This is a genomic window from Streptomyces sp. NBC_00322, from assembly GCF_036147535.1.
Lineage (GTDB): Bacteria > Actinomycetota > Actinomycetes > Streptomycetales > Streptomycetaceae > Streptomyces.
Genome location: NZ_CP108019.1, coordinates 1,137,006 through 1,162,258 on the forward strand (window position 1 = coordinate 1,137,006; position 25,253 = coordinate 1,162,258).

Genomic DNA, 25,253 nt, shown 5'->3' on the forward strand with positions numbered 1-25,253 from the left:
TTGGTTCGTTGGGTGCTCACGTGAGCACCAGAGGAGTGATCATGACGGTAGATTCGACCGCGCCGACGGCCGCAGTGGCGATGACCCTGGCCGCGCTCGCGGCGACCGGGGCGACCCCGCGCCCGTCCGGGGAGAGCGTGACGGCGCAGAAACCGCGCATCGCCGCCGGCATCAAGCAACAACTGTCCGACCCCGCCCTGGCGACGAAGGGCACGTGGCAGCTGGTCTGGCTCGCGCTGAGCCCGGACAACGCGAACATGGCGTACATCGCGAAGGACACCTCCGGCTCGAACGCGTTCGCCGTGGTCGTCCGCGGGACGGTCGCCAACGCGATCGACACCCTCGAGGACCTCGACGTCGGCACGGTGGTCCCCTTCACCGTCGGCGGATCGTCGCCGGTCTCCATCTCGAAGGGCTCCATGACGGCGTTCACCCAGGTCGCCGGCATGACCGACGGGTCCCCGGGGGCGGGCTCCAACCTCGTGCGGGCGCTCACCCTCCTCCTGACGGACGCGCCCCCGCGGGCGACGGTCAACGTGATCGGCCACAGCCTGGGCGGCTGCATCGCCACCGTGCTCGCGCTGTACCTGCAGGCCCAGAACTGGGGCAGCCTCGCGCCACAGTTCGGGGTGATCACCTTCGCCGCCCCCACCGCCGGGCTGAAGGACTTCGCCGACCGCTTCAACTCCGTGCAGTGGAACGTGAACCAGGGGTACGTCAACAACTACGACATCGTGCCACGGGCCTGGGCCGACCTGGACGCGGCCAAGAAGTGGTACCCCGCCACCCACGGGCCGGTCGCGCCCGCCGACGTCAAGGACGTCCTCATTCCGGCGATCGAGGCGCTCACCGGGCCCAACGTCTACGTCCAGCCGAACAACGCCATGCCGCCCCTGAACCCCAACTACGACACGTTCGACCCCGCCGTGGTCAAGAGCTCGACCGAGGACTTCCTGGCTCAGGTCGCCTATCAGCACGCCAACTCCACCTACCTGGGACTGCTGCAGGCACCGCAGCTGCCCACCGGGCCCGTGGTGCAGGCCGTCAGCCCCAACGTCGGCACCGCGGGCACGCAGATCACCATCACCGGGCGCGGCTTCGGCTCGGACAGCGTCGTCGACTTCGGCCCGGTCCCGTGCGTGAGCAAGGTCGTCAGCGACACCCAGATCATCGCGACCGCACCCGAGGGGGTCGGCGTCGTCGACGTCAGTGTCACCGGGAGTCTGGGCACCTCCCCGGCCGTCCCGACCGGGCAGTTCGCCTACGGCGGGCCGCAGCCCGTCCTGGTCACCGGCATCACTCCGGACAACGGGAAGTCCGGGACAACGGTCACCATCACGGGCGTGGGCTTCGCCGCCAAACCCACCGTGTACTTCGGGAAGAACCTCGCGACGTCCACGCTCGTCTCGCCGACCCAGATCACCGCGACGGCGCCGTCGTCCGGTACGCCCTTCAGCAAGACCGTCGACATCAGGGTGCTGGTGAACGGCTACCTGTCCCCCGCCGTCCCCGTCGACGAGTTCACCTACCCCAGCTGACGCCGGGGCCGGCCGGCCGCGCCGCGCACGTAGGTCCGTGCCGCCTCGGCCGTATCCGCCTCGGCCGCATCCGGCGCGGCCTGCCCGCGACCCGAGGGCACCCTTCGGACAGGGGTGCTCCCGGGCCGCGGGGGTGATGTGCCGGTACCACCCCTGGTGGCGTCGGACCTGGTTGAGGATCACCTCGTGTGCGTACACCACAGTCTCCCGCCCCCACCTGATCAAGCAGGCTGATGCTATGCCGCGGACCTCCGTCAGCAGCACGAGTTTGCGGGGTCTCCGGGCCCCTTCCGTGGCCGATCCAGCGGGTAGCCACGGGGAACAGCAGTCAGGATTGGATGGCCGGCAGCGCAGCGGCCCCTGACCAAGTTTCCTGGTCAGGGGCCGTTCACCTGCGGTGGGTGTGGGACTTGAACCCACGGTGGCATCGGTGCCACGACGGTTTCAAGATTGTTGGGGGCTTGACTCAGTCATTGAGACTCCGCCGACCTCGCAGGCCTCCAAGTCCTTGACGCCGTGGGCCCGCCTATGAGTTGATCGCCGCCGACATCAGTCCTACAGGGTGGGAAATGATCCACGATTACGCCGCGGCCCAGCAGGGTTCGCCGCCGCCAGGCTATTTCTTTTCCATGGCGCCATGGTTCTTGCTGTTGGGGCTGTATCTCATCTACAAGCAACGCCAATGGAGGCGTGAACCGTCGCGCCTGGAAGGATCGGCGCTCGCTACGCCCTTGGCACGCATGGCCGTCCTCGTAGTCGGATGGATAGGCGCCGTCTTCGGCGTCCTGTGTCTGATCGTCGCGGTGGGGCTGACAGCCACCACCTGACCGGAGGCCCTGGCCGTACAGCAGCGAAGTACAGCAACCGCGAGTGGCTCGCGCCAGTCTGTAGCGGCCAGACCGCAGTCTCTCTGAACTGGTGTGAGAGGGGTGTGGGCCGCCATCATGGCTCCTTTCTCGTCTGGGAGTTGGCCGCGGGCTTGGTGTTCAGGCCTGTTCGGTAGGGCGTACGAGCAGTTCGGCGACGGCCACGTGCCGGGGGCGGGTGACGATGTAGCCGACGGTGTCGGCGATGTCCTGGCTCTGCAGCCGCTCGATGTCGCCCAGGGCGGCGATGATGTGCTGCTGGATGACGTCGGGGTTGTGCGTGCGCAGTTCGGTGTCGACGCTGCCCGGCTCGACGACGGAGACGCGGACGTGCTGGCGGGCCAGTTCCTGGCGCAGCGCTTCGCTGAAGGCGCCGACGCCGAACTTGGTGGCGCTGTACACGGCGGACATGGCGTAGGCGTTGCGGCCGGCGAGCGAGCCGATGTTGACGATGTCGGCGACCTGACGCGGCTGTTCGGCGGCGGCCTTGACCAGGTGGGGGACGGCCGCGTGGGCGGTGTACATCAGGCCCATGAGGTTGATGTCGATCATGCGCTTCCAGTCGTTCAGGTCCGCACCGGGGGCGGGCCCGAGCAGCATGAGGCCGGCGTTGTTGACCAGCGTGTCCAGACGGCCCAGGCCGTCGACCGTCCGCTCGACCGCTTCCGCGGCGGCCTGGGCCGTGGTGATGTCGGCGGGCACGACCAAGGCCTTGCCACCGGCACCGGTGATTTCCGCGGCGAGGTCGGTAAGCCGGTCCTCACGCCGGCCGACCACGGCCACGGAGGCGCCCTCGCGGGCAAGCTCCAGGGCCGTGGCGTGGCCGATGCCGCTGGATGCTCCGGTGACCAGGGCGACGGTTCCTTCAAGACGACGAGTCATCGTTCAAGCCTTTCGATACGCGGCACGGCCACCTTGCTGCGAGCCGTGCGGAACAAGGGGGATACGGCCCTGCTGGTGGGGCCGTACGGGGGTGGAGGCCGCTCAGGGCCGGGCCGAGGGCACAATGGGGAAGTGAGCATCACTGGAAAGAAGACCGCCGACGCCGCACACCGGGGGGCCAAGACTGTGGCAGGCCTCCCGCCTCGCGAACGCCTGGTGCAGGCCGCGTCGCGGCTGTTCTATTACGAGGGCGTACGCGCGGTCGGCGTGGAGCGGCTGATCTCCGAGGCCGGGGTGACGAAGGTGACCTTCTACCGGCACTTCGCTTCCAAGGACGACCTGGTCGTGGCCTATCTGCTGACCAAGGACGCCTACTACAAGGAGGTGGCCGAACCGCTGGCCGCCGGGCACCCGCCCGCCGAAGCGATCGACCTGATCTTCGAGGCGATCGCCGAGCACGCCCGCGAGCGCGGCTTTCGCGGATCGCCGTTCATGAACGCGGCCGCCGAGTACCCGGACGCCACCCATCCGGTCCGCGGCCTGGTGACGTCCCATCGGGACTGGATCCGCACCCTCTTCCAGGAACTGCTCACCCGGCTCGGCCATGCCGATGCGCAGTCGGCCGCCGGTGCGCTGCTGATGCTGTACGACGGCGCGATGGCCGCCGGCTACCTGGACGACTCGACGGCCGCCCACAAGACCCTGCTGAACGCGGTCCGGCTGATCCGGTCGGGAGGCTGATCCCACCGAGGCCGCGCGAAAAACCGGCCCTCTGTTGGACCCCGGGCAAGCCGGGGCGCGGATTGGCTTCATGGAGCTTTTCATCTCTGTTCGACGTGCACCGGAAGCCACTGACAGTTGCTTGCCTGGTTGGCAGTCCCGCCCGGAAGGCCGAAACGCCATCCGAAGTAGGGTTACCGGTCATTCTACCTTTCGACGATAATCCCCCTAGGCGTCCACGCGCCAGCGGGTGGCCCGTTTGTGGGATCCCTCACCGGTGAGCCGCCGGCTCTCGCCGCCGACCCAGAGGGCCATACATGACCCGCCGACCGTTCTCAGCAGAACCACGGATCAGCTGCACCAGGGAGAGACAGGCCGGCCTGCTGCCGGGCAGTCTCAACAGACTTGGAAAGCATGCTGGGGACACCCCCTCAGGACTTCGAATCTCGTATCCTCGGCAGCCGCCCACCAGGGCAGACGGAAGGCCCCGACGGCCGATCACGGTCGGGGCCTTCGTCGTGCTCCGTCTGGCAGCTCCCACCCAAAGCCTCTCCACGCCGCCCGGGTCGGTCGTTCACCGCCGCCTGTGGCACTGCCGGTCATGGACCTCGGCCTTTCGGGGGAGAGGAGGCCGCCTATGGCGCGGTACCCGCCCCGCGGGGGCATTCCTTGACGGAACGAAAGGAGACACGATGCCGCTCTATCTATCGAGATTCAGCTACACGCCGGAGACGTGGGCGAGGCTGATCAGTCACCCCGAGGACCGCGCAAAGGCCGCTCAGTCGTACATCGAGTCCGTCGGCGGGAAACTCCACGGCTTCTGGTATGCCTTCGGCACGCACGACGGCTACAACCTGTGGGAGGCGCCCGACAACGTGTCCATGGCCGCGGTTGCGCTGGCGATCAGTGGAGGCGGCGCGCTCAGCTCGTTTGAGACGACCGTCCTCCTGACCGTCGATGAAACAGTGGAGGCCCTGCGCAAAGCAGAGCGAGTCCAGTACCGGGCGCCCGGCTCGTAGCGGTACAGATCACTTACAGCAACCCTGCGAGTGACATCGAGACCATGTCCCGACACCTCGTCGACAACGTGCCCGTCGGCTGGTCCGGACTGGGGACCAGCCTCCTCCGAGCCGCCCCACATCCATTCCACGGCGACCTCGTCATGGACGGAACGCCGGCGGTCGGTGTTCTGAGCACGCGTGTGAGTCCCCATCCCGCTGTGGGCGGCCGTCAGCTGCCCGCCTTCAGCACCGCCGCCACCAGCGGCCCCGACGACTTGCCGCCCCGGCCGCCCTGTTGGACCACCGCCGCCGCGGCGAGGTCGCCGCGCCATGCCGTGAACCAACCGTTGGGCTTGGTCTGGCCGTCGACCTCCGCGGAGCCCGTCTTGCCGCCGATGTCCGAGCCGGCGCCCGCCATGGCCTGCGCGGCGGAGCCCGACGTCGCGGTGTAGTTCAGGAGTTCGTGCAGCTGCGCCTGCGCCGACGCGTCCAGCTTGCGCGCGGCCTTCGCGAGCGTGCGGCCGTCGACGTCGGGCGAGACCAGGTACGGCTGCCGGAAGACGCCCGTCTTGGCCGTGGAGATGATGGATGCGACGTTCAGCGGGTTCATCCGTACCCCGCCCTGCCCTATGAGCGACGCCGCCATCTGCGCATTGCTCTGCACCGGCACGGCCCCGTCGAAACTGGACACGCCGATCGACCAGTTGTTGAGCCCGAGCCCGAAGACCTGCTGGGCCTGCTTGGTCAGATCGTCCTCGTCGAGCTTCTCGGCCTGCGTGATGAAGGCTGTGTTACAGGAGGCAGCGAAGCTCGAACGGAACGTACCGTTCTTGATCTCGAACTTCTCCACGTTCTGGAACTTCCAGCCGCCGTACGACGCGTACTTGGGGCACGGATGCGGCTTGTCGATCGACGCGAGGTCCTTCTCCAGCAGCATGGACGACGTCACGATCTTCATCGTGGAGCCGGGCGCCAGGGACCCCTGGAGCGCGGTGTTGAAGCCATGGCTCGAATTGGCGGCGGCGAGGATCTCACCGGTCGACGGCTTCATGACGACTATGGACGCCCCCTTGCGCTCACCCACCTCCCGCTCGGCGGCTGCCTGCGCGGTCGCGCTGAGCGTGGTCTTCAGTGTCCCCGGCGTGCCATCGGACAGCGTCAGCAGCGTCTTGTCGGGGCTCTCGTCGCTCTTCCCCGACCCGTCGTCCTTCCGCGAGGCGTCCGCACTGTCCCCGCGGACCACCCGCAGTTCGATCCCCGCCGTACCCCCGGCCTTCTTGCCGTACTTCTTCCGCAGCCCGTCCAGGACGGTGCCGAGCGAGGGGTAGTCCGCCTCGGTGAGCTCCGCGCCGTGACGGTCCTCTGCCTTGACGGGCGGGTCCCCGGCCTCATCGGTGACCAGGGTGTCGCCCTGCTTCAGGTCCGGGTGCACGACGGACGGCTGCCACCCGACGAGTGGCTTGCCGTCCTTCGCCCGTCGGACGACGGTGAGCTGAGAGTCGTAGGCCAGGGGCTTGCTCTTGCCCTTGTACGAGACGGTGCCGGAGACCTTGAACGTCACCACCTCGCCGGACGCCTCGCCACGGGTCAGCGTCACATCGTCGATGTGCGCGTTGGCGCGAAGCCCGGTCAGCGCGGTCTGCGCCGCCGCCGTGTCGTCGGTGTACGCGGCGGCCTTCGCGGCGTTGCCGCCCTGCCACGCCGTGAGGAACCCGTCCGCCGTGGCCCGGACTTCCGCAGCCGTCAGGGGGGCTGCTGAGAGCGTCTTCGCAGTGCCGCCTGCCGTCGTGTCCTCGTCCGCCCCGGCGCCGTACATGCTGTACGCGGCGAACCCCGCGCCGCCCACGGCCACCGCGACCACTCCGCCCATCAGCGCAGGGTGCGTCCTCCTGCGCGCGGGGCGTCGTCTCTTGCCCACAAAGTCCTCCGCCGTTCGCCGATCCCCAGCTCCTTACCAAGAGGTCCCCCACACTAGGGGCGGCAGATGTACGGCCGCGCCTCAGCCCCCGCCCTCAGCCCCCGCGCGGCGAACCGCCGCCACGATCGGTCCCGCCGCATCGCCGCCGTGGCCACCCTCCTGGGTCACCGCGGCCGCGACATCGCCCCGGTATCCCGTGAACCAGCTGTTGGACTCGGTCTGGCTGTCGACTTCCGCCGTGCCGGTCTTCGCGACGGCCCCGCGCCCGCGCCATGCCGCGCACGCGTCCGGCTCATGACGGTTCCCGGGATGCCCTGCCGCCAGCCCGTGCGTCAAACGTGAACCTCTCCTCCGCTGACCCTGCCTGCCCACTGCGCGCGGTCTGCCGTCATCGGGCTGCGGTCAGCCGGCCCCTATGCTGGGCCCGTGACACTGAAGGGCGAGCAGGGGCCGACGCTACGAACTGATGCCGCACGCAACCGCGCCCGGGTGTTGCAGGTCGCCCGCGAGCAGTTGGCCGCCGGTGACGACTCGCTTCAGCTGAACGCCATCGCCCGGCTCGCCGGCGTGGGCGTGGGAACCGTCTACCGGCATTTCCCCAACCGCCACGCGCTGCGGGAGGCGCTGTCTGCCGAGCGCTTCCGAGAGCTGGTGGACGAGGCCCAGGCCGCGGCCGCCGACGAGGACGCCCTTGGTGGGCTGCACCGCCTGCTGCGGTTCACCCTCGCGCGCGCGCTGGACGACAGCGGATTCGCCGCCGTGCTCGAATCCGCCAGCGACACCGAGGAGCAGACCTCGGCGCTCAAGGCCGAGCTCGACCTGGCAGTCGCGCACCTGCTTGACCGCGCCCGCGGGATCGGCTCCATCCGGCGCGACATCGAGGCCGACGACGTGCGCCGCCTGCTCTGCGGCATCGAGCACGCCCTGCGCTCCGGCGCTGTTGACTCCACCCGCACCGAGGTCTACCTCGGTGTCCTTCTTGAGGGCCTGCGTCCCCCGCGCTGACCGCAGCCGGCTACCGGGCCCCCAGGCACCGGTCGCCTCACTGCACCCTAACCGGATGACTATCCGGTTGTGCTAGCGTGCCCCCATGGAAACGGATACTTATCCGATTTTGACGCGCGAAGCGACGGAGGGCAGACCCGTGGAACAGCGGGCAGTGGTAACGGCAGGAACCGGGGGAATCGGCCTGGAGACCGCGATGGGACTGGCGGCGCACGGGCTCGCCGTCACCGTGGTCGGCCGCAACGCCGAGCGCGGCGTCCGGGCGGTCGAGCGCATCGCTACGGTCGCGACCGGAGGCGATCCGCGGTTCGTGGCGGCCGACCTCGCGTCGCTCGGCGACGTACGAGCGCTCGCCGCCCGACTGGCGGCCGAGGGGCCGCTCAAGGTCCTGGTCAACAACGTGGGCGCGATGTTCGCGGACCGGCAGCAGACCGTCGACGGCATCGAGGCGACGTTCGCCGTCAACCACCTCTCGCCGTACCTGCTGACCGAGCTGCTGCTCTATCAGCTCCGGGCCGGCGGGCCGAGCCGGATCGTGAACGTCAGCTCCGGCGCGATCAAGGTCGCCAAGCGCACCTTCGACGCCGTCGAACCACCGGGCGGCTACTACGGCTTCCACTGGTACGGCCGCGCCAAGCTCGCCAACCTCGCCTACACCCTGGATCTGGCCCAGCGCCTGCGCGACAGCGGCGTCACGGTCTTCGCAGCCGACCCCGGCGGTGCAGCGACCGACATGACCAACGGCACTATGACCTCACCGAGGATCGTCTCGCCGGGGCTGCGCCTGCTCTGGCCGCTGGTCCGGCGGACCTTCGAACGCTCCACCGCCGGCCCCGCGTCGGTGGCCGCTCGGCCGTCCGTCTTCGCCGCCACCGACGCCTCGCTCGATGGGCGGACCGGCCTGCTCATCGGCCCCCGAGTTCGCCCCGTCCCCGCCTTCCGTGGGAGCACCGACCCTCGGACGGTCCACCACGTGCTCAGCCTCAGTCAGCGCCTGGCGCCTCTCTGAGGTGGCCGGTGATCGTCTGAGCGGTGCGCCCGCCGTGCGGAAGTCCGGCTGCCGTACCGGACGTTCCAGCCCGTGCGGTCCTCCCCGTCCTCAGAGAATCGCGGTGCGGGAGCTTCGCGTAGTGGTCACGGTCACCGTCGCGATGTCCGAGCGGTAGCGGTCGTCGGACCACTCGATGGGCGCGCCCTGGGAGTCGGTGGTCAGACGCCGCTCCCGCAACAACGGGGTGCCCTCGGGAACTTCGAGGAGCTTGGCGTCGAGCGGATCCGCGGGGATGGCCTCGAAGGTCTGCCGGAAGGAGTGGACGCGGTTGCAGTGTTGACCTCAAGAGTGCTGGTCGCAGCCCTTGTTGAGGACTGCGGCCAGTACTGGTGGATGCCAGTGCGTGTGGGTTCACGTCGCCAGGGAGCGGCGGGCGAGAGCACGGCCTCCGGCCGCGATGGCGAGCGCGACGACGATCAGCATCGCCGCGACTGCGAACGTGATCCGCATGCCGGTGGCAACGGCCCCCGAGTGCGCCGTTGTGATGTCGGTCGTCGCCGATGCGAGCGCGAACACCGCGCCCATGACGGATGCACCCGTGATGAGCCCGAGATTGCGCGACAGGTTGAGCATGCCTGAAATGACGCCCCGCTGGTCCGGGCGGACATCTGACATGACGGCAGTGTTGTTGGCCGTCTGGAACATCGCGTAGCCGGCGGTGATGACGACGATGGGGGCGATGTAGCCGGGGATTCCGACCGTGGTCGGCATCGCGGACAGGATGAAGGAGCCGGCCACTATTCCGATGAGCCCAAGCAGCGTTATGCGTTGGGCGCCGAGGCGGTCCACGATGCGACCGGCCGGCACGCCGGTCAGCGCGGCGACAAGCGGACCGACTGACATGACGAGTCCTACGAGAGCCGCGTCGAGCCCGAGAGCACGAGAGAGATAGAACGGTCCGACCACCAGCGTCGCCATCATCACCGTCGAGACGAGCGCGCTCATGGCGAGGCTCGCACTCAGCGCGGGATCGCGGAAGATCGCCAATCGGATCAAGGGTGATGCCGTTTTCGACTCGGCGAGGACGAAGACGCCGACTCCGAAGACGGCAGCCAACAGCAGAGCCATGTTGAGCGGACCGAAACTGCCATGCCCGATCGTCATGGCGAGTGCGTAGGCCGCGAGTGTTAGAACCAGCAGCAGTGTGCCCACATTGTCGAAGCCGGTCCGATCAGCCTTCGGTTCCCGGCGGTCGACGGGCAGGTAGCGATGCGCGAGAAGGAAAGTCAGGATGCCCAGCGGTACGTTGACGAGGAAGATTGCCCGCCAACCGAGTCCGGAGATCAGTACGCCGCCGAGCGATGGACCGAGAGCGGTGCCGATCGCCGACATCGTTCCGAGCAGCCCCATGGCGCTACCGGTCTTTGCCTTCGGAACGGTCTCACTGACAAACGCCATGGTGAGGGCCATCATGATGGCCGCTCCGAGACCCTGCGCCGCCCGGGCGGCAATCAGCATCCAGAGCGTGGGCGCGACGCCGCACAGGACCGAGGCCATCGTGAACAGGACGATTCCGGCGAGTAGGAGCCGTCGGCGGCCGGTGATGTCGCCGAGCCGTCCGACGCTGACGATCAGGGTGGTGATGGCGAGGAGATAGGCGAGGACGATCCACTGGACTTCCTGGAAGGAGGCGGTGAACGCCTGTGCCAACGTCGGCAGGGCAACATTGGCGATGCTGGTGCCGAGCGAGGACAGCAGCATGGACAGCGAAAGGCCGGTGAGCGCCCACCGGACCGAGGGCGCCGTCCGTTCTGCGTTTCCAGCCACTGGTTCATCTCGTCCAGCGACAATGGGCTTCAATATGAACTCCGTTGAGTGGCGGCTTGAGCCGTGCCGGGTGTTGTGGGGGCCGTGATGTCACCGTCGGCCGGCCCTGCACCACAGTGCGCCCGACTGCCGTGGCGGCAAAGTATGTTTGCCGATACGGCAAACGACGCCGTCGTCGACGGATCGGCCTAGGGGGTGTCCGGCGGATCAGGCTGGATCAGGGAGCGGCGTCATGCGGCTTCGGATCCAAGACGGAGGAGGGAGGCATGGCGGAGCCATGCCGACCGACGACAACGCAGGAGACGGAGTCGCATGACGCCGCGAGCCCAGCATGATCCACCGGACACCCCCTAGCGTGATCCCCGTGGCACGAGCCCGTCCGAGCAGCAGAGGAGAACGTCATGACCACGCTGTCAGATCGACCCAACACCGCCTTGATGGTGATCGACGTCCAGAAGGGCGTCGTGGCCGATGCGCACCAGCGCGACGCGGTCGTCGCCAACATCTGCACGCTCGTCGACAAGGCTCGCGATGAGGGTGTCCCGATCGTCTGGGTCCAGCACTCCGACGATCACCTGAAGAAGGGCAGTGCCGCCTGGGAGTACGTCCCGGAACTGGCACGCCAGGAGTCGGAACGGTTGGTGCACAAGACGTTCGGAGACGCCTTCGAGGACACCGACTTGGAGGAGGTGCTGGCCGAGGCTGGAGTCGGACGCCTGGTCGTGACAGGCGCGGAGACGGATGCCTGCATCCGGTCCACGATCCATGGCGCTTTTGTGCGTGGCTACGACGTGACACTCGTCGGTGACGCGCACACGGCGCAGGATCAGAGCACGTGGGGCGCTCCGCCGCCGGACAAGGTCATCGCGCACACGAACCTCTATTGGCAGTACCAGACTGCGCCCGGCCGCACCGCTGGAGTCACGGAGACGAAGGACGTGACGTTCAGACGAAGCACGTGACGTTCAGCGGCTGAGCCGGCGGGCCGACGACCTGTGTTCAAGTCGCCCGCCTGCCCGCCCGCCACTCCGGCGCAAGCACCGACCACACCTCCTCGTCGTGCCGCTGCCCCCGGTACAGGTAGCTCTCCCGCAGAACGCCGTCTTTCGTCATCCCGAGCCGCCTGGCCACGGCGATGCTGGGCTCATTCGCCGCCGAGACCCACCACTCCACTCGGTGGATGCCCCGCTCCTCGACGGCCCAATCGATGATTACGCGCGCGGCCCGGGTCACCAGACCCTTGCCCACCGCCGACGGCTCCAGCCAGCAGCCCGCCTCGGCGGTGCCCTGCCCTGCGTCCATCCTCCGGAAGAGGACCGCGCCGACCAGCTTGCCGTCCGTCCAGATGCCGTAGAGCCGCCCGGCGTCGGCTGCGGCCTTCTCCGCGTACGCCTGGAGGAACGCCCGGCTCGACTCCAGGTCCGTTACGACGTCGGGTAGCGCGTTGTACTGCCCGATGAACTCCCGTCCTCGGTCCACGTGGGTCAGGAACTCCTCGGCCTGCCACGGTTCGAGCGGGCGCAGTTCGGCGCCGTCGTCGCCCAGGGATATCGCGTACATCGTCACCTTCCGCGGCCGGAACCAGCCCACACAGCGCGAAGGGATCTTCGCACGGGCAATATCACGCTCGGCATCACGGGCAGCGTCACGGGCGTCTGCCACGCAGCCGACGGCCCATCAGGTCATCCGTCCCGGACTATTGACTCCGAGTCTGACAGCCGCGATTCTCGTCGCATCGTTCGCGTGGGACATGACAATCACGTCAGATCCCGGGACGGTTTTGCTCCCCGACCCGCGCAATCCTCCGACCGAAGGCGTGAGTGATGACCACGACTCGACGCTCGCACCGCCGACGCAGGCCCATCGCGGTTCTGTCGTTGCTCCTCACCGTCGTGGCCATGGTCCTCGGCACAGCGCCCAACTCCTCGGCCGAGTCGGGCTGGTGGACCCCAGCCGCGCGGCCCGCGCCCGACTCCCAGATCAATGTCACGGGCGAGCCCTTCAAGGGAACGGACGCACAGGGGCAAGTACGGGGCTTCGTCGACGCACACGACCACCTGATGTCCAACGAGGCCTTCGGCGGCCGGCTCATCTGCGGCAAGACGTTCTCCGAACTGGGCATCGCCGACGCGCTCAAGGACTGCCCCGAGCACTACCCCGACGGCTCGCTCGCGATCTTCGACTTCATCACCAAGGGCGGCGACGGCAAGCACGATCCCAACGGATGGCCGACGTTCAAGGACTGGCCGGCTCATGACTCGCTGACCCACCAGCAGAACTACTACGCCTGGGTCGAACGGGCGTGGCGCGGCGGTCAGCGAGTGCTCGTCAACGACCTCGTCACCAACGGCGTGATCTGCTCGGTCTACTTCTTCAAGGACCGCAGCTGCGACGAGATGACCTCCATCCGCCTGCAGGCTCAGAAGACGTACGACCTGCAGGCCTACATCGACAAGATGTACGGCGGCCCCGGCAAGGGCTGGTTCAGGATCGTCACCGACTCCGCTCAGGCCCGCGAGGTCATCCAGCAGGGCAAGCTGGCCGTCGTTCTCGGGGTCGAGACCTCCGAGCCGTTCGGCTGCAAGCAGATCCTCGACGTCGCGCAGTGCAGCAGGGACGATATCGACCGCGGTCTCGACGAGCTGTACAAGCTCGGCGTACGCAGCATGTTCCTGTGCCACAAGTTCGACAACGCCCTGTGCGGCGTCCGCTTCGACTCGGGCACCCTCGGCACGGCGATCAACGTCGGCCAGTTCCTGTCGACCGGCACCTTCTGGAAGACGGAGAAGTGCACCGGCCCCCAGCACGACAACCCCATCGGACTGGCGGCGGCGCCCCAGGCGCAGAAGGAGCTGCCGCCGGGCGTCCAGGTCCCGTCGTACGCCGCGGACGCGCAGTGCAACGCCCGCGGTCTCACCTCGCTCGGCGAGTACGCGGTGCGCGGCATGATGAAACGCAAGATGATGCTGGAGATCGACCATATGGGCGTCAAGGCAGCCGGCCAGGCCTTCGACATCTTCGAGTCCGCGTCGTACCCCGGTGTGATCTCCTCGCACAGCTGGATGGATCTCAGCTGGACCGAGCGGGTCTACCGTCTCGGCGGCTTCGTGGCTCAGTACATGAACGGCGCCGAGGCGTTCAGTGCGGAGGCCAAGCGCACGGACGCGCTGCGCGAGAAGTACAACGTCGGCTACGGCTACGGCACCGACATGAACGGCGTCGGCGGCTGGCCCGGCCCCCGCGGCACGAACACTCCGAACCCGGTGAAGTACCCCTTCCGCAGCGCCGACGGAAGCGCCGTCATCGACAGGCAGACCACCGGCGAGCGCACTTGGGACATCAACACCGACGGCGCGGCGCACTACGGTCTGGTCCCGGACTGGATCGAGGACATACGGCTCGTCGGCGGCCAGGGCGTCGTGGACGACCTCTTCAAGGGCGCCGAGTCCTACCTCGACACCTGGAAGGCGTCCGAGGACCACAAGGCCGGGGTGAACCTGGCTGCGGGCTCGTCCGCATCGGCCAGCTCGTCGGAGTGGAACCCGTTCACGAGTTACGCACCCGACCGGGCCGTGGACGGCAATGCGGACACCCGCTGGGCAAGCGGCTGGAGCGACGACCAGTGGCTCCGCATCGACCTCGGGGCACCGAGCCTGATCAAGCGCGTCACCCTCAACTGGGAGAGCGCCTACGGGAAGGCCTACCGCATCGAGGTCTCCACCGACGGCACGAACTGGCAGTCCGTATGGTCCACGACCGCCGGTGACGGCGGCCTGGACACGGCGCAGTTCACCGGCACGACGGCCCGCTACGTACGCGTCCACGGGCTGGAGCGCGGCACCAAGTGGGGCTATTCCCTCCGCGAAGTGGGCGTCTACAGCGGCTGACACCACCGATGGAGTCCCAGGCGGCCGGGGCCGGCCGGATCAGTCCTCCTGATCCGGCCGGCTCCGGCCTCATGCCTCCGGGCGGCACAAGAGCGAAGGGAACACCATGGCACGCATGCCGTCGGCCGAGCGGCGCCGGCAGCTGATCGAGGGAGCCATCCGTGCGATGACCCGCGACGGCGTCTCCCGGACGACGACCCGGTCCATCGCCGCCGAGGCGGGCCTGTCACTGAGCGTCTTCCACTACTGCTTCGACTCCAAGCAGGACCTGATCGAGTCCGTCATGGCGGCGATCACCGAACACGCGGTCACGTTGGTGAAGGAAGCGATACGGCCGAAGGCCACCCTCCGGGAGACCATCCGGGCCGGTTTCCAGGCCTACTGGGACCATGTGTCCGCCAACCCCGGCGAGCACATGCTCACGTACGAACTCACGCAGTACGCCCTGCGCCGACCGGGGTTCGAGCATCTGGCCCGGCGGCAGTACGCGCTGTACTGCGACACCTACGGCGAACTCATCGAACAGCTCTGTCAGAGCATGAAGTTCGAGCTCCGCGTACCCGTCCCCGTGCTGGCCCGCTATCTGGCCGCCATGACGGACGGGCTGACCCTGAACTTCCTCGTCCTCGGCGATGACAAGGCCTCGGCGGACATCCTCGACATGATCACCGACCACGTCACCGGCCTTGTATGCGCCGAAGTCCGACCGACCGCCCGGGAGGACGTCGACCACTGAAGCGGTCCGCCGGGCCCGCTCGCGGGCCCGGCGGGAGGTCCTAGGCGCCGTCCGGCTCGTCGCCCGACGACCCCGACGCACCTGCGGGGGCGACCTGCGCGGCCACCCCGGCGGGGGCAGGAGCGGGATGAGCCGGGGCGGCGTCCGCCGGGTCCGCGTCCGTCACCGCACTGCCCGCCACCCCCGGCTCGCTCTGCGGCTCCTTGGGGCCCAGGCGATTGAGGACCAGGTTCAGCAGGATCGCGGTGCTCGCGCCGAGCGTGACGCCGCTGTTCAGCAGCGAGGAGAGGTCCGCGTTCATGTGCTCCTTGAACAGCACGGGGACGGTGGACGGCAGCAGGGCCATGGCCAGCGAGACGCCCACCACCAAGGCGTTCTTCTCGTCCTTGAGATCCACCTTGGCCAGGGTCTGGATACCGGCCAGGGCGACCATCGCGAACATCACGGTCGCGGCGCCACCGAGCACCGGGTGCGGCACCGAGGCGACCGCGGCGGCGGCCTTCGGCAGCATTCCCAGCACGATCATGAAAACGCCGGCCGCGACGACCACGAAGCGGCTCTTCACCTTCGTCATCCGCACCAGGCCGACGTTCTCGGCGAAGGCGACGTACGGGAAGGAGTTGAGCACACCTCCGAGGGCGGTCGCGGCGCCATCGGCGCGCAGGGCGCGTGCCACGGTCTCGCCGTCGATCTTCTTGCCCACGATGTCGCCGATGGCGTACGTGTCACCGGTGGTCTCCACCATGGTGATCAGCATGACGATCAGCATCAGCAGGATCGGGAACCACTGGAACTGCGGGGCGCCGAAGTGGAACGGGGTGGTGACGCCCACCCAGTCCGCCTTGCCGACGTCAGTGAAGCTCGCGTCACCCAGCAGGAAGGCGGCCGCGGTGCCGGCCACCAGCCCGAGCAGGATGGCGATGCTGGACAGGAACGGCCGGCCGATCTTCATCAGCACCAGGATGAAGGCCATGGTGCCGCCCGCGTAGGCGAAGTTCTCGGGATCGCCGAAGTGCGGGCTGCCCACCCCGCCCGCCGCGTCATTGAGCCCCACCGGGATGAGGACCAGCCCGAGGACGGTGATCACCGTGCCGGTGACCACCGGCGGGAAGAGCCCCAGCACCGCCTTGAAGGCGCGGGCGGGGAGCCAGGCGAAGGCGAAGGTGGCGAAGCCCGCAGTGATCACCGCGCCGTAGATCACCAGCAGGGCGGCCGTGCCACCGCCGGCGCCGAGGCCGATCGCGATCATCGGGGACACCGCGGTGAAGGTGACCCCTTGGATCAGCGGCAGCCGCGCGCCGATGCGGCCGATGCCGAGGGCCTGGATGATCGAGGCGATACCGCAGGTGAACAGGTCTGCGTTAATCAGGTAGACGAGCTCTTCGCGGCTGAGCCCGAGGGCCCCGCCGACGATGATCGGGACAATCACGGCACCGGCGTAGAACGCCAGGACGTGCTGGAACCCGTAGAGAGCCAGTTTCGGGAGGGGGAGCACCTCGTCGACCGGGTGCTCGCTCTGCTTTCCGGCAACGGAAAGCGGGGCGACTCGTGCCATCTCCGCCTTGCCCTTCAAGAGGTAGGTAGTGAGAGGGAGCTCTGGTTATCCCTGGCGCGACGACGATGGCGCACCCTGGTTTCAGCCAGTCGCAGGGGGATCGAAGGCTCGCGGTGTCTCCGTCGGCTCTTCGTCCTGTGTGACGCATATCCAACGCCAGAGAGGAACTCGGCGAACATCGTAGACTTCTCCAAAGAAAGGGCCGCCCTCGGGGCCTCTACCTGGTCAAACCTCCAAAGCCGGCGCAGCCCGCCCCGGCCCTGGATACAGCAAGTCCCCCTGAGGCGGGGCCATTTCAAGCCACGATTGACATGATCACGAGTGGGATGATCACGAGTGAGTTGACGGGTCTTCTGGACTCCCGGCCGTCCGGAAGGACAGGCGCATGACCGTCCCGCCGTCCTCCGCGGGCTCGGCTGCGGCTGTGGCACCGTGCAGGGCCGCGGCCTGGGCGACAATGGCCAGGCCAAGGCCGGAGCCGGGGAGGGCGCGGGCGGCTGGGGCGCGGTAGAAGCGGTCGAAGATGTGCGGCAGGTCGTCAGGGTCGATGCCCGGACCGTGGTCACGGATGGTGAGCTCGCCATCACGCAGCCGGACTTCCACCACGGAGCCGTCGGGGCTGAACTTGGCCGCGTTGTCGATCAGGTTCGCCACCGCGCGGGCCAGCCGGGCGCGTACGCCGAGGATCAGCGTGGGCTCGGTCTCGACCCTGAACACCGTGGCGGGCCGATGCGCACGCGCCCGGTCCACGCACTGGGTCACGACCGCGTCGAGCCGGAGGTCATCGGCCGGTTCCTCCGCCCCTTCGTCGCCCCGCGCCAGCTCCGCGAGATCCTCCACCAGGTCCACCAGCTCGGTGATCTGCCGGCCCAGAGCCTTCGTGGCGCGTTCTCGGCGGCGGACGTCGTCGGGGGCGATCCTGGCCAGGAGTTCGGCGTTGGTGCGCAGGCTGGTCAGCGGAGTGCGCAGCTCGTGGGAGGCGTCCGCGACCAGGCGGCGCTGGGCGGTGAGCGAGTCGTGCAGAGCCATCAGCATCGTGTTGAAACTGCCGGTCAGCCGGGCGGCTTCGTCGTGGCCGGTGACAGCGATGCGGTGTCGGGTGTCACGGGTCGTGGCGATCCGCTCCACGACGGCCGTCAGCCGGGCCAGCGGGGCGAGACTGGTGCGGGCGACGAGGTACCCGAGAAGGCAGGCGAGGAGCACGCCTGCCGCTCCGGCCTCGATCAGTACCGTACGGACGCGTGCCACACCGCGATCCACCCCGTCCGAGCGCACCCAGACCTGCACAGCCCGGCCCTGGGCGACGGGCGCGGTGTAGACGCGGACCGGGTGGCCCTGCAGCCGGGCAGTGCTGAAGAACGCGGTCTTCCTGCCGCCTGCGACGGCCCGCGCGTCACGGGTGTCGAGCGCCCCCGGCTCGGTCGCGCCCTCGGCGCTCACCTCCCCGTCGGAGCCCACGAGTTGCACGCAGGCCGGCGCGGACAGCCAGGCACAGGGGCCGGCCGCCGACCAAGTACCGCTCTGGACCTGCCGTTTGATCCGGTTGGCCTCGCGGACCAGCCCGAGATCCAGCTCACGATGGGCCTGGCGGTCGGCGGCGACATAGCCGACCACGGCCATCGCCGCGACGGCGAGGGCGACGGCGAGTGCCGCGGTGCCGGCCAGCCGGCTGCGGATCGACAGCCGCCGCCAGAAATTCAGGAGTCCCGGTTTCATTCCAGAGCCAGCCGGTAGCCGAGCCCGCGCACCGTGTGCACCAGGCGCCGCTCGCCGTCCGCTTCGAGCTTGCGGCGTACGTAGCGGATGTAGACCTCGACCGAGTTGGAGCCGGGCCCGAAGTCGTAACCCCAGACCCGGTCCATGATGACTTCACGGGTCAGCACATGGCCTGCGTTACGGACCAACAACTCCAGGAGAGCGAACTCGGTTTGGCTGAACTGGATCAGCCGGCCTCCGCGCCGCCCGCGTCGCGTCTGCGGGTCCAGGGTGAGGTCTGCGAAAGCCGGCGCGTCGCCGTCCTCGGGGTAGGCGCGCCGAAGCAGGGCCCGCAGCCGGGCCAGCAGTTCCTGCAGCGCGAACGGCTTGGCGAGGTAGTCGTCGGCCCCGGCGTCGAGCCCGCCCACCCGGTCCTCCACTGTGCCGCGCGCGGTGAGCACCAGGATCGGCGTGCGGTCGCCGAGCGCCCGCAGCCGTCGGCAGAACGCGAGCCCGTCCATACGGGGCATGAGGACGTCAAGCACGATGGCGTCCGGCGGGCGCGCCGCCACGCTGTGCAGCGCCTCGGCGCCGTCGGCTGCCAGCGCCACGGCATAGCCCTCGATCTCCAGGGCCTCGGCGACGGCCTCGCGCGTGGCCGGCTCGTCATCCACGACCAGCACCGACACCGTTCCCAAACGTACCTCCCGCGGATTGGTCCGACGCGCGTCCTCTGCCGTCTCTCACGTCACGCCGCGCCCAGTGGTTCTCATCTACCTCTCACCTTTGAGAAAGACGGTGACTGCCATGTTGCCGTTCACCAAGAAAACAAAGCATCGTTGGCAGGGCTCGCGACGAGTCCGGGCCGTGGCCGCGGCCGCCGTGTCCGCAACGCTCCTCGCCGGCGCCGCCTCCTTCATGCCGGGCGGCTCGGCAGCGACACCGGACAACCGAGCCCGCCTGGACCGCGGCACGGTCGTGGTACCGGTCAAGGGCGGCCAGGCACGCGTGGATCCGGCCTCGCTCGGCGTCACCGCCCGTGCGGCCGACGGGACTTCGCTGGTGCTCTCCGCCAAAGCCGCGCAGGATCTCGGCCCGGCCGGGGACGTTTCTCTGCGGGACTCGGCGGCGACCTGGCACTACCCGAAACGGGGCCTGACTGTTACGGCCCGTGAACGCGAGGGCCGACTGGTGGTCGAGATGCGCAGTTCACGCGACTCGGAGCTGACCTGGCCGGTCAGCGGGGTGGACCTCCGGGCGTCGGCCGTGCAGGTGCCGCGCGGCGAGGGACTGTCGATCCCGGCGGCGGACCCGTGGTGGAACTCAGACCGAGCGAAGCTGGCGGGCGGCGGAGGAATCGCGCTCACCGACGGGCTGACCATGCCGTTCTGGGGCTGGACGATGGGGCGCCACGGCGTCAGCTATGTGGTACCGACCGATATCGGCACCACGCTCGACTTCGCATCGCGGGCCGGCCGCATGCGCACCGCCACCACCCACGCCTTCAGCGAGAAGGAGGAGACCCGCCACTACACGGTCGCATTCGCCCTGACCGACGCGTCGCCGGTCGCGGCGGCGAGGGACTACCGGCGGTGGCTTGTCGAACATGGGCAACTCGGCAGCCTGGAACGCAAGATCGAAGAGAATCCGCAGGCAGCCAGGCTCATCGGCGCCTTCCACGCGTACCTGTGGGGCGACGGGCGCAGCAAGGAGTCCGTCGAGCGGATGCGAGCACTGGGCCTGGACCGGATGTGGCTGGGCTACGACGCCGACGCCAGGCCCATGACGCGGGAGGCGGTGAATACGGCCAAGAAGGCCGGGTACCTGGTCGGACCCTACGACTCGTGGTCCAACGCCCAGGATCCGGCGACGGCTGACGCCCCGTCCTCCACGTGGCCCGCGCCGGTCTGGCCGGACGCGTGTGTGCGCGGAGCGGACGGCAAGGTGAAGACCGGCTTCGGCGGCCGGGGCTGCTACGTCAGCTCACAGGCCCTGGCGCAGGCCGAGCCCACGCACCACTATCTGGCCGACCGGACGAGGTCGATGACCGCCAACGGCGCGAACAGCTACTTCCTCGACGTCGACGCGGCGGGCGAGCTCTTCCGCGACCACTCCCCCGCGCACGAGGCCACACAGGCGCGCGACCGCGCCCATCGGCTCGCCCGGATGGGGATGCTGTCGCGCGAGGAGAAACTCGTGCTGGGTTCGGAGTCGGCGGGCAGCTGGGCCAATAGCGTCCTGGCCTACAGCCACGGTTCGAGTACGCCCGTGTCGGACCACCTGTGGGCACTGGAGCGCGACCGCGAGTCATGGGGCGGCTACGCCCCCCAGAACGCACCGGATCTCTTCTTCAAGCCCGCGAAGCTCACCTCCGACGCCGCCCGCGCGATGTACGACCCGCGCTACAGGGTGCCGTTGTACGAGACCGTGCTCCATGACTCCGTGGTGAGCGTGGAGCGTTGGGAGCTGGGGTACTACAAACTGCCCGAGCAGCAGACCGTCCGCGCGCTGCTGGCCATGCTCTACAACACGCCGCTCAACTTCACACTGGACGGCCAGAGCTTGAAGAAACACGGCCCCGAGATCGCCAAGCTCCAGCGCTTCTTCTCTCATCTCCAGAAGGCGGCCGGTACCAAGGCGATGACCGGCTTCACCCGGCTCACCGCCGACCACCGGGTGCAGCGCACCACCTTCGGCGACACGGCACTGACCGTGACCGCCAACTTCGGATCCTCGCCGTACCGGGGGCTGCCGGGCGGCTGCGTACGAGCCGAGGTGCCGGGCGGCCCGGACCGCACCCTCTGTCCGTAACGGCTGAAGCGATCGGTGTCGTCCTACGACGCCCGGGCAGTGCCGCCGTGGCCACGGCCCCGGCGGCACGCCCAGTCGAAGTCGCGGATCACGTACGGCGAACAGTCCGGGTGTTGCTCGATGATCGGGTCGATGTCTCACCGGCGGTCGGCCCGTGCCAGATCATGGCGACCGCGCGCGGACTCGCGGAAGGCGATCGGGGTCTGCCCAGTGCGCTGGTGGAAGTACTTGCTGAAGTTGGTGGCGCTGGAGAAGCCGAGCTGGGCGGCAATCCGTACCGCGGGCAAGTCGCTGTGCGCGAGCAGGCGTTTGGCCTCCAGGACGACCCTGCGGTCGATGAACTCCTTCGCCCCGACACCTGCGGCGGCGAGAGTGGCACGGGAGAGCGTACGCGCGGAGTAGCCGAGGGCATGCGCGTAGTCGTCCAGGCGGCGGGTGGAGGCGAACTCGCGCTCGACCGCGTCACGGAAACGCAGATACGTCGATCCGGGCTCGGGCGAGGGGCTGCCGACAGACGACGCCAGGTGCGTGAGGCGCAGGACGAGAACGGCCAGCAGGTGGCGCAGCACCGTGACGTGGATGTCGACCGGCAGCCGCATTGCCGCGTGGAACTCCCGGTCGAGGTGGTGGGCTGCCGTGTGCAGCGCTTCGATGTCGTCGCCACGCGGCACTCGTACGACCGGAGCGTGCGGGTCGTCCAGGCGAGCGGCCGCTGTGGTGGCCGGGTCGGGGAAGTCCCGCTCGAAAATGATCACTGTGCCCTCGGCCTGGGTGATGTCGCCCCATTGGTACACCTGGCCAGGCCGCGCCCACAGCCAGGACCCGGGCCTGAGGGCGTACCCGGTGAAGTCCACCGTCTGCCACAGGGAGCCGCTGGTGAGGGTGAGCAGATGGTGGAAGTCCGGCCGTCCCGGCGCCACCATCCGACCCTGCTCGGGTCCGATCCGTGAGCGCAGTTGGGCCAGCGAAAGGACCTCGACCCCGGCGGGGGTGCCGACGGGGGCGGCGAAGGCGACCTCGGGGATCACGCGCGAAGCCGGTTGTCGGTTTTTGACCATAGTGAGTCAGCAGCCTATCCGGATGGGTCCCAGTTCCGCCCCTAGCGTTGAGCAGGGTCACCACGGCAGAGCCAGGAGCCGGTGACGGAATTATATAAGGAGCTCGACCAGCACCCCGGCCTCTGCGGCACCTGACCCGCCTGCACTCCCCCCACGCCACGAGTACCAGGAGATGTCCAGTGCCCCCTGAGCCCGACGCTGAGCAAGCGGCCCGCGCCGCGGAAAAGGTCCAACAGCGTCACAACCAGGCGATTGACGCACGGCGCCTGCCCCGATGGTTCGCGGTGGCCTGGGGTGTCTATCTCTTTCTGCTCCTCGTCGAGCCGGACCTCCTGCCCATGCTCCACCTGGAACGGTGGAGTCTGTGGTGGCTCGGGATCTGCGCGGTCCTGACCCCGGCGTTTCTCGCCGCCCAGTACACCCGCCGGGGGCGGAGGCTGCTGGGCATATCGCCCGGGATGCAGCCACAGGGGCTCGACCCGGCGAGGGAGCGAACGTCCTGGGCAATATTCCTTGCGGTCATGAGCATGACTGGTGTCATTTATGTGGGATTTGCCCTGCTACTGTCCCAAGCCCCGCCCTGGCGCCTGCTGCTGGGACTCGCCCTGGGGCTGGGGGCGATGATCCCGGCGGACCGTCAGCTTGAGCGCCTGAAGCGGTTCGGCAAGCGGCGGACGCCCGGGGCCGATCCTGCACTCGACCAGCGCCGGCCAAATAGCGGCTCGAATCTGTAGATTGACACTACAACTACCAGAGAGCGACTACCTACCATGACTGACATGACCGATATCCATCTCGAGCACAACAAGGCCACGGCCAAGGCGTTCTACGACCTGCTGTTCAACGAATGCCGCCCAGCGGAAGCATTCGACAGGTACGTGGGCGACAGCTATATCCAGCACAACCCGCTTGCCAGTGACGGCAGGCAGGACTTCGTCGACTACTTTGAACGAATGGCTGCCGAATACCCGGGCAAGCGCGTGGAGGTCAAGCGCGCCATCGCCGAGGGCAGCCACGTCGTCCTTCACTGCCACCAGGTGTGGCCGAACGAGGAATACGCCGGCATCGACATCTTCCGTTTCGACGACAACGGAAAGATCGTTGAGCACTGGGACGTACTCCAACTCATCCCCGCTACTTCAAGGAACCCCAACACCATGTTCTGACGGCACGCCGGGTCAGACACCGCAGAGGAATCGTTCACGAACACCCTCCTGTCATTCGGCTACGCCGCTGAACGCCAGGACCTTCTCGATCGACATCCGCACCAGGAGAATTCCCGGCACGCTGTTACGAGCGGCGTACTCTGCCGCAAGGTCCATTCCCACGTAGCGGCCGGCGATCCGGGCCGCCCAGTCGCGCACCTCTGGCAAATCCTCGCTCACCTGCGCCCGGCCATCGATGACGACGAAGGAAAACGGCGGCTGATCGTCGTCCACGCAGAGGGAGATTCGCCCGTCGCGGATCAGGGTGCGGCCCTTGACGGAGTTCTTGCCGGTGTTGAATACGAGGTTGTCGCCGTCCAACAGGAACCAGACGGGTGCCACGTGTGGGCGTCCGTCGGCACGGGTGGTGGCGATTTTCGCGGTGCGGGTGCCCTCACTGACGAAGGCGCGCCATTCGGCGTCGGTCATGGGTGCGGCCATGAGTCCTGGGTCTCCTTAGGAACGGGTCGGCTGCGGTGTTCTGTGGTTGTCCCGTTGCTGCTGTCGGTCAGAACAGGCCATTGCCGTGGGGCAGTTCGGCGGGGATCGCCTGGATGGCGTCCCAGTGCTCGACGATCTTCCCGTCGGCGAGGCGGAACAGGTCGTAGTAGACGACCGGCTCGCCGAACTCGCCCTCGGCCTGCACCAGGACGAAGTCACCCTCCGCGATGACCTTGTGGATCGTCTTGTAGACGACGTTCTTGCCCTGCTCAGCCCACTTGGCTGCGGCCACGCCGAAGCCGTCCAGACCGTCACCGGCCTCCGGGTTGTGCTGGTGGTAGGTCTCGGCGGAGGTGTAGTCGGTCGACGCCGAGTAGTCGGCGCCCTTGAGCACCTTTTCGGCGTACGCGGCGACCAGCTTGCGGTTCGCCTCGGTCATCTCCAGGTCGCTGACCTGGGTCGGGCCGTCGGTCTGGGAGCGGCCGCTGACGGTGTCCTCGATCACCGGCACCAGGGCGTCCCAGTGCTCGGCGAGCTTGCCGTTCTCCACACGGAAGATGTCGAAGGCAACCAGCGCCGTGGGGCCGAGGCCGTGGTAGACCCCGTGCAAAGCGACAAGATCTCCGTCGGCGATGACCCGGACGCCCTCGTAGCGAAAGTCCGCAGAGAGCGAGTCGACCAGCTCACGCAGAGCCTCGGGGCCGTCGGCGGCCAGCGCGCTGTGCTGCTTGTACGTCGGCGAGACCCAGCGGTCCACTGCGGAGGGGTCCTTGTGACCGAACAGCTCACCTGTGGCCTTGAGGACCAGATCCTTGTTGTTCATGACGCGCATCCGTTCAACCGGGGGCGGCGGACCCGCTGTCCGCCGACTGCTCCTCCAGCGTCGTCGGAATTGATCCGGCACACGAGGTGAGATCCTGAACAACTATGGTCAAAAATGGACAGTCGCTCAATGGGTCATCCTCCCTGAGGCCGGTTACGGCATCCGACCGACCCGCACATGGGCTCGGAAGCACACAGGCCTGAAGAGCCGACTGTCTGCGGAAACGCTCGCGATGCCGTACCGGCTGGTCTCCCGCCAGATCACCCTGATGGCCGGCGGCGTCGGAACCGCGAT

At 68.4% G+C, this 25,253-nt stretch carries 23 protein-coding genes and 1 pseudogene; 12 read left to right on the top strand and 12 right to left on the bottom strand.

Annotated features, from left to right (window positions below):
• The first annotated feature begins 41 nt into the window (after positions 1–41).
• Entirely contained in the window at positions 42–1,538 is a 1,497-nt protein-coding gene (locus OG905_RS05045; protein ID WP_328666391.1) for an IPT/TIG domain-containing protein, read from the top strand.
• Between the two features lie 569 nt (positions 1,539–2,107).
• A complete protein-coding gene (locus OG905_RS05050) occupies positions 2,108–2,365 on the top strand; it encodes a hypothetical protein (protein WP_328666392.1) in 258 nt (85 codons plus the stop codon).
• Positions 2,366–2,524: 159 nt separating this feature from the next.
• On the opposite strand, the gene OG905_RS05055 is transcribed toward OG905_RS05050, so the two are convergent.
• Positions 2,525–3,286 (bottom strand): SDR family NAD(P)-dependent oxidoreductase, encoded by a 762-nt coding sequence (locus OG905_RS05055; protein ID WP_328666393.1) that lies wholly within the window; start codon positions 3,284–3,286, stop codon positions 2,525–2,527.
• 132 nt (positions 3,287–3,418) lie between these two features.
• On the opposite strand from OG905_RS05055, the gene OG905_RS05060 reads away from it, so the two are divergent.
• Together OG905_RS05060 and OG905_RS05065 are read left to right on the top strand one after the other, a co-directional pair.
• Positions 3,419–4,027: a TetR/AcrR family transcriptional regulator gene (locus OG905_RS05060; RefSeq protein WP_328666394.1), complete on the top strand. Its 609-nt coding sequence runs from the start codon at positions 3,419–3,421 to the stop codon at positions 4,025–4,027.
• 671 nt (positions 4,028–4,698) lie between these two features.
• Positions 4,699–5,025: a GYD domain-containing protein gene (locus OG905_RS05065; protein ID WP_328666395.1), complete on the top strand. Its 327-nt coding sequence runs from the start codon at positions 4,699–4,701 to the stop codon at positions 5,023–5,025.
• A 211-nt stretch (positions 5,026–5,236) separates the two neighbouring features.
• On the opposite strand, the gene OG905_RS05070 is transcribed toward OG905_RS05065, so the two are convergent.
• Positions 5,237–6,877 (bottom strand): penicillin-binding transpeptidase domain-containing protein, encoded by a 1,641-nt coding sequence (locus tag OG905_RS05070; protein ID WP_328666396.1) that lies wholly within the window; start codon positions 6,875–6,877, stop codon positions 5,237–5,239.
• A gap of 129 nt (positions 6,878–7,006) precedes the next feature.
• Positions 7,007–7,261, bottom strand: coding sequence for a hypothetical protein (locus OG905_RS05075; protein WP_328682842.1), 255 nt, complete (start codon positions 7,259–7,261; stop codon positions 7,007–7,009).
• A gap of 90 nt (positions 7,262–7,351) precedes the next feature.
• Between OG905_RS05075 and OG905_RS05080 the strand changes: the two genes are divergently transcribed.
• The gene (locus tag OG905_RS05080; protein WP_328666397.1) at positions 7,352–7,930 is read left to right on the top strand and encodes a TetR/AcrR family transcriptional regulator; all 579 of its coding nucleotides are present in this window, start codon (positions 7,352–7,354) and stop codon (positions 7,928–7,930) included.
• A gap of 154 nt (positions 7,931–8,084) precedes the next feature.
• Positions 8,085–8,939, top strand: coding sequence for an SDR family NAD(P)-dependent oxidoreductase (locus tag OG905_RS05085; protein ID WP_328682042.1), 855 nt, complete (start codon positions 8,085–8,087; stop codon positions 8,937–8,939).
• 90 nt (positions 8,940–9,029) lie between these two features.
• Here the strand turns inward: OG905_RS05085 and OG905_RS05090 are convergent.
• Positions 9,030–9,236, bottom strand: a pseudogene (locus OG905_RS05090) (UTRA domain-containing protein); the annotation flags it as partial.
• Positions 9,237–9,332: 96 nt separating this feature from the next.
• The gene (locus tag OG905_RS05095) at positions 9,333–10,748 is read right to left on the bottom strand and encodes an MFS transporter (RefSeq protein ID WP_328666398.1); all 1,416 of its coding nucleotides are present in this window, start codon (positions 10,746–10,748) and stop codon (positions 9,333–9,335) included.
• A 401-nt stretch (positions 10,749–11,149) separates the two neighbouring features.
• On the opposite strand from OG905_RS05095, the gene OG905_RS05100 reads away from it, so the two are divergent.
• Entirely contained in the window at positions 11,150–11,710 is a 561-nt protein-coding gene (locus tag OG905_RS05100) for an isochorismatase family protein (RefSeq protein ID WP_328666399.1), read from the top strand.
• Between the two features lie 37 nt (positions 11,711–11,747).
• On the opposite strand, the gene OG905_RS05105 is transcribed toward OG905_RS05100, so the two are convergent.
• Complete coding sequence (locus OG905_RS05105; RefSeq protein WP_328682045.1) at positions 11,748–12,308, bottom strand: GNAT family N-acetyltransferase; 561 nt, start codon at positions 12,306–12,308, stop codon at positions 11,748–11,750.
• 263 nt (positions 12,309–12,571) lie between these two features.
• On the opposite strand from OG905_RS05105, the gene OG905_RS05110 reads away from it, so the two are divergent.
• Positions 12,572–14,635, top strand: a complete 2,064-nt coding sequence (locus OG905_RS05110; protein ID WP_328666400.1) for a galactose-binding domain-containing protein — start codon at positions 12,572–12,574, stop codon at positions 14,633–14,635.
• 106 nt (positions 14,636–14,741) lie between these two features.
• Complete coding sequence (locus OG905_RS05115) at positions 14,742–15,371, top strand: TetR/AcrR family transcriptional regulator (protein WP_328666401.1); 630 nt, start codon at positions 14,742–14,744, stop codon at positions 15,369–15,371.
• A gap of 40 nt (positions 15,372–15,411) precedes the next feature.
• Here the strand turns inward: OG905_RS05115 and OG905_RS05120 are convergent, their stop codons facing one another.
• From OG905_RS05120 to OG905_RS05130, 3 genes are all read right to left on the bottom strand, one after another.
• Complete coding sequence (locus OG905_RS05120) at positions 15,412–16,926, bottom strand: nucleobase:cation symporter-2 family protein (RefSeq protein WP_328666402.1); 1,515 nt, start codon at positions 16,924–16,926, stop codon at positions 15,412–15,414.
• Between the two features lie 330 nt (positions 16,927–17,256).
• Complete coding sequence (locus tag OG905_RS05125) at positions 17,257–18,642, bottom strand: sensor histidine kinase (RefSeq protein ID WP_328666403.1); 1,386 nt, start codon at positions 18,640–18,642, stop codon at positions 17,257–17,259.
• Positions 18,639–19,319 carry a response regulator transcription factor gene (locus OG905_RS05130; protein ID WP_328666404.1) on the bottom strand — a complete coding sequence of 227 codons (681 nt, stop codon included), beginning with the start codon at positions 19,317–19,319 and terminating at the stop codon, positions 18,639–18,641. Before OG905_RS05130 ends, OG905_RS05125 begins: the two co-directional genes overlap by 4 nt.
• Positions 19,320–19,488: 169 nt before the next feature.
• Between OG905_RS05130 and OG905_RS05135 the strand changes: the two genes are divergently transcribed.
• On the top strand, positions 19,489–21,432 hold the full coding sequence (locus OG905_RS05135; protein ID WP_328666405.1) for a glycoside hydrolase: 1,944 nt from the start codon (positions 19,489–19,491) through the stop codon (positions 21,430–21,432).
• Positions 21,433–21,569: 137 nt separating this feature from the next.
• On the opposite strand, the gene OG905_RS05140 is transcribed toward OG905_RS05135, so the two are convergent.
• Positions 21,570–22,490 carry a helix-turn-helix domain-containing protein gene (locus OG905_RS05140; protein ID WP_328666406.1) on the bottom strand — a complete coding sequence of 307 codons (921 nt, stop codon included), beginning with the start codon at positions 22,488–22,490 and terminating at the stop codon, positions 21,570–21,572.
• A 179-nt stretch (positions 22,491–22,669) separates the two neighbouring features.
• Between OG905_RS05140 and OG905_RS05145 the strand changes: the two genes are divergently transcribed.
• Together OG905_RS05145 and OG905_RS05150 are read left to right on the top strand one after the other, a co-directional pair.
• Entirely contained in the window at positions 22,670–23,224 is a 555-nt protein-coding gene (locus tag OG905_RS05145; RefSeq protein WP_328666407.1) for a hypothetical protein, read from the top strand.
• 45 nt (positions 23,225–23,269) lie between these two features.
• A complete protein-coding gene (locus OG905_RS05150) occupies positions 23,270–23,656 on the top strand; it encodes a nuclear transport factor 2 family protein (protein WP_328666408.1) in 387 nt (128 codons plus the stop codon).
• A 51-nt stretch (positions 23,657–23,707) separates the two neighbouring features.
• Here OG905_RS05150 and OG905_RS05155 read toward each other — a convergent pair whose 3' ends face one another.
• Together OG905_RS05155 and OG905_RS05160 are read right to left on the bottom strand one after the other, a co-directional pair.
• Positions 23,708–24,136, bottom strand: coding sequence for a PPOX class F420-dependent oxidoreductase (locus OG905_RS05155; RefSeq protein ID WP_328666409.1), 429 nt, complete (start codon positions 24,134–24,136; stop codon positions 23,708–23,710).
• Between the two features lie 67 nt (positions 24,137–24,203).
• Positions 24,204–24,959 (bottom strand): nuclear transport factor 2 family protein, encoded by a 756-nt coding sequence (locus tag OG905_RS05160; RefSeq protein ID WP_328666410.1) that lies wholly within the window; start codon positions 24,957–24,959, stop codon positions 24,204–24,206.
• Between the last annotated feature and the right edge of the window lie 294 nt (positions 24,960–25,253).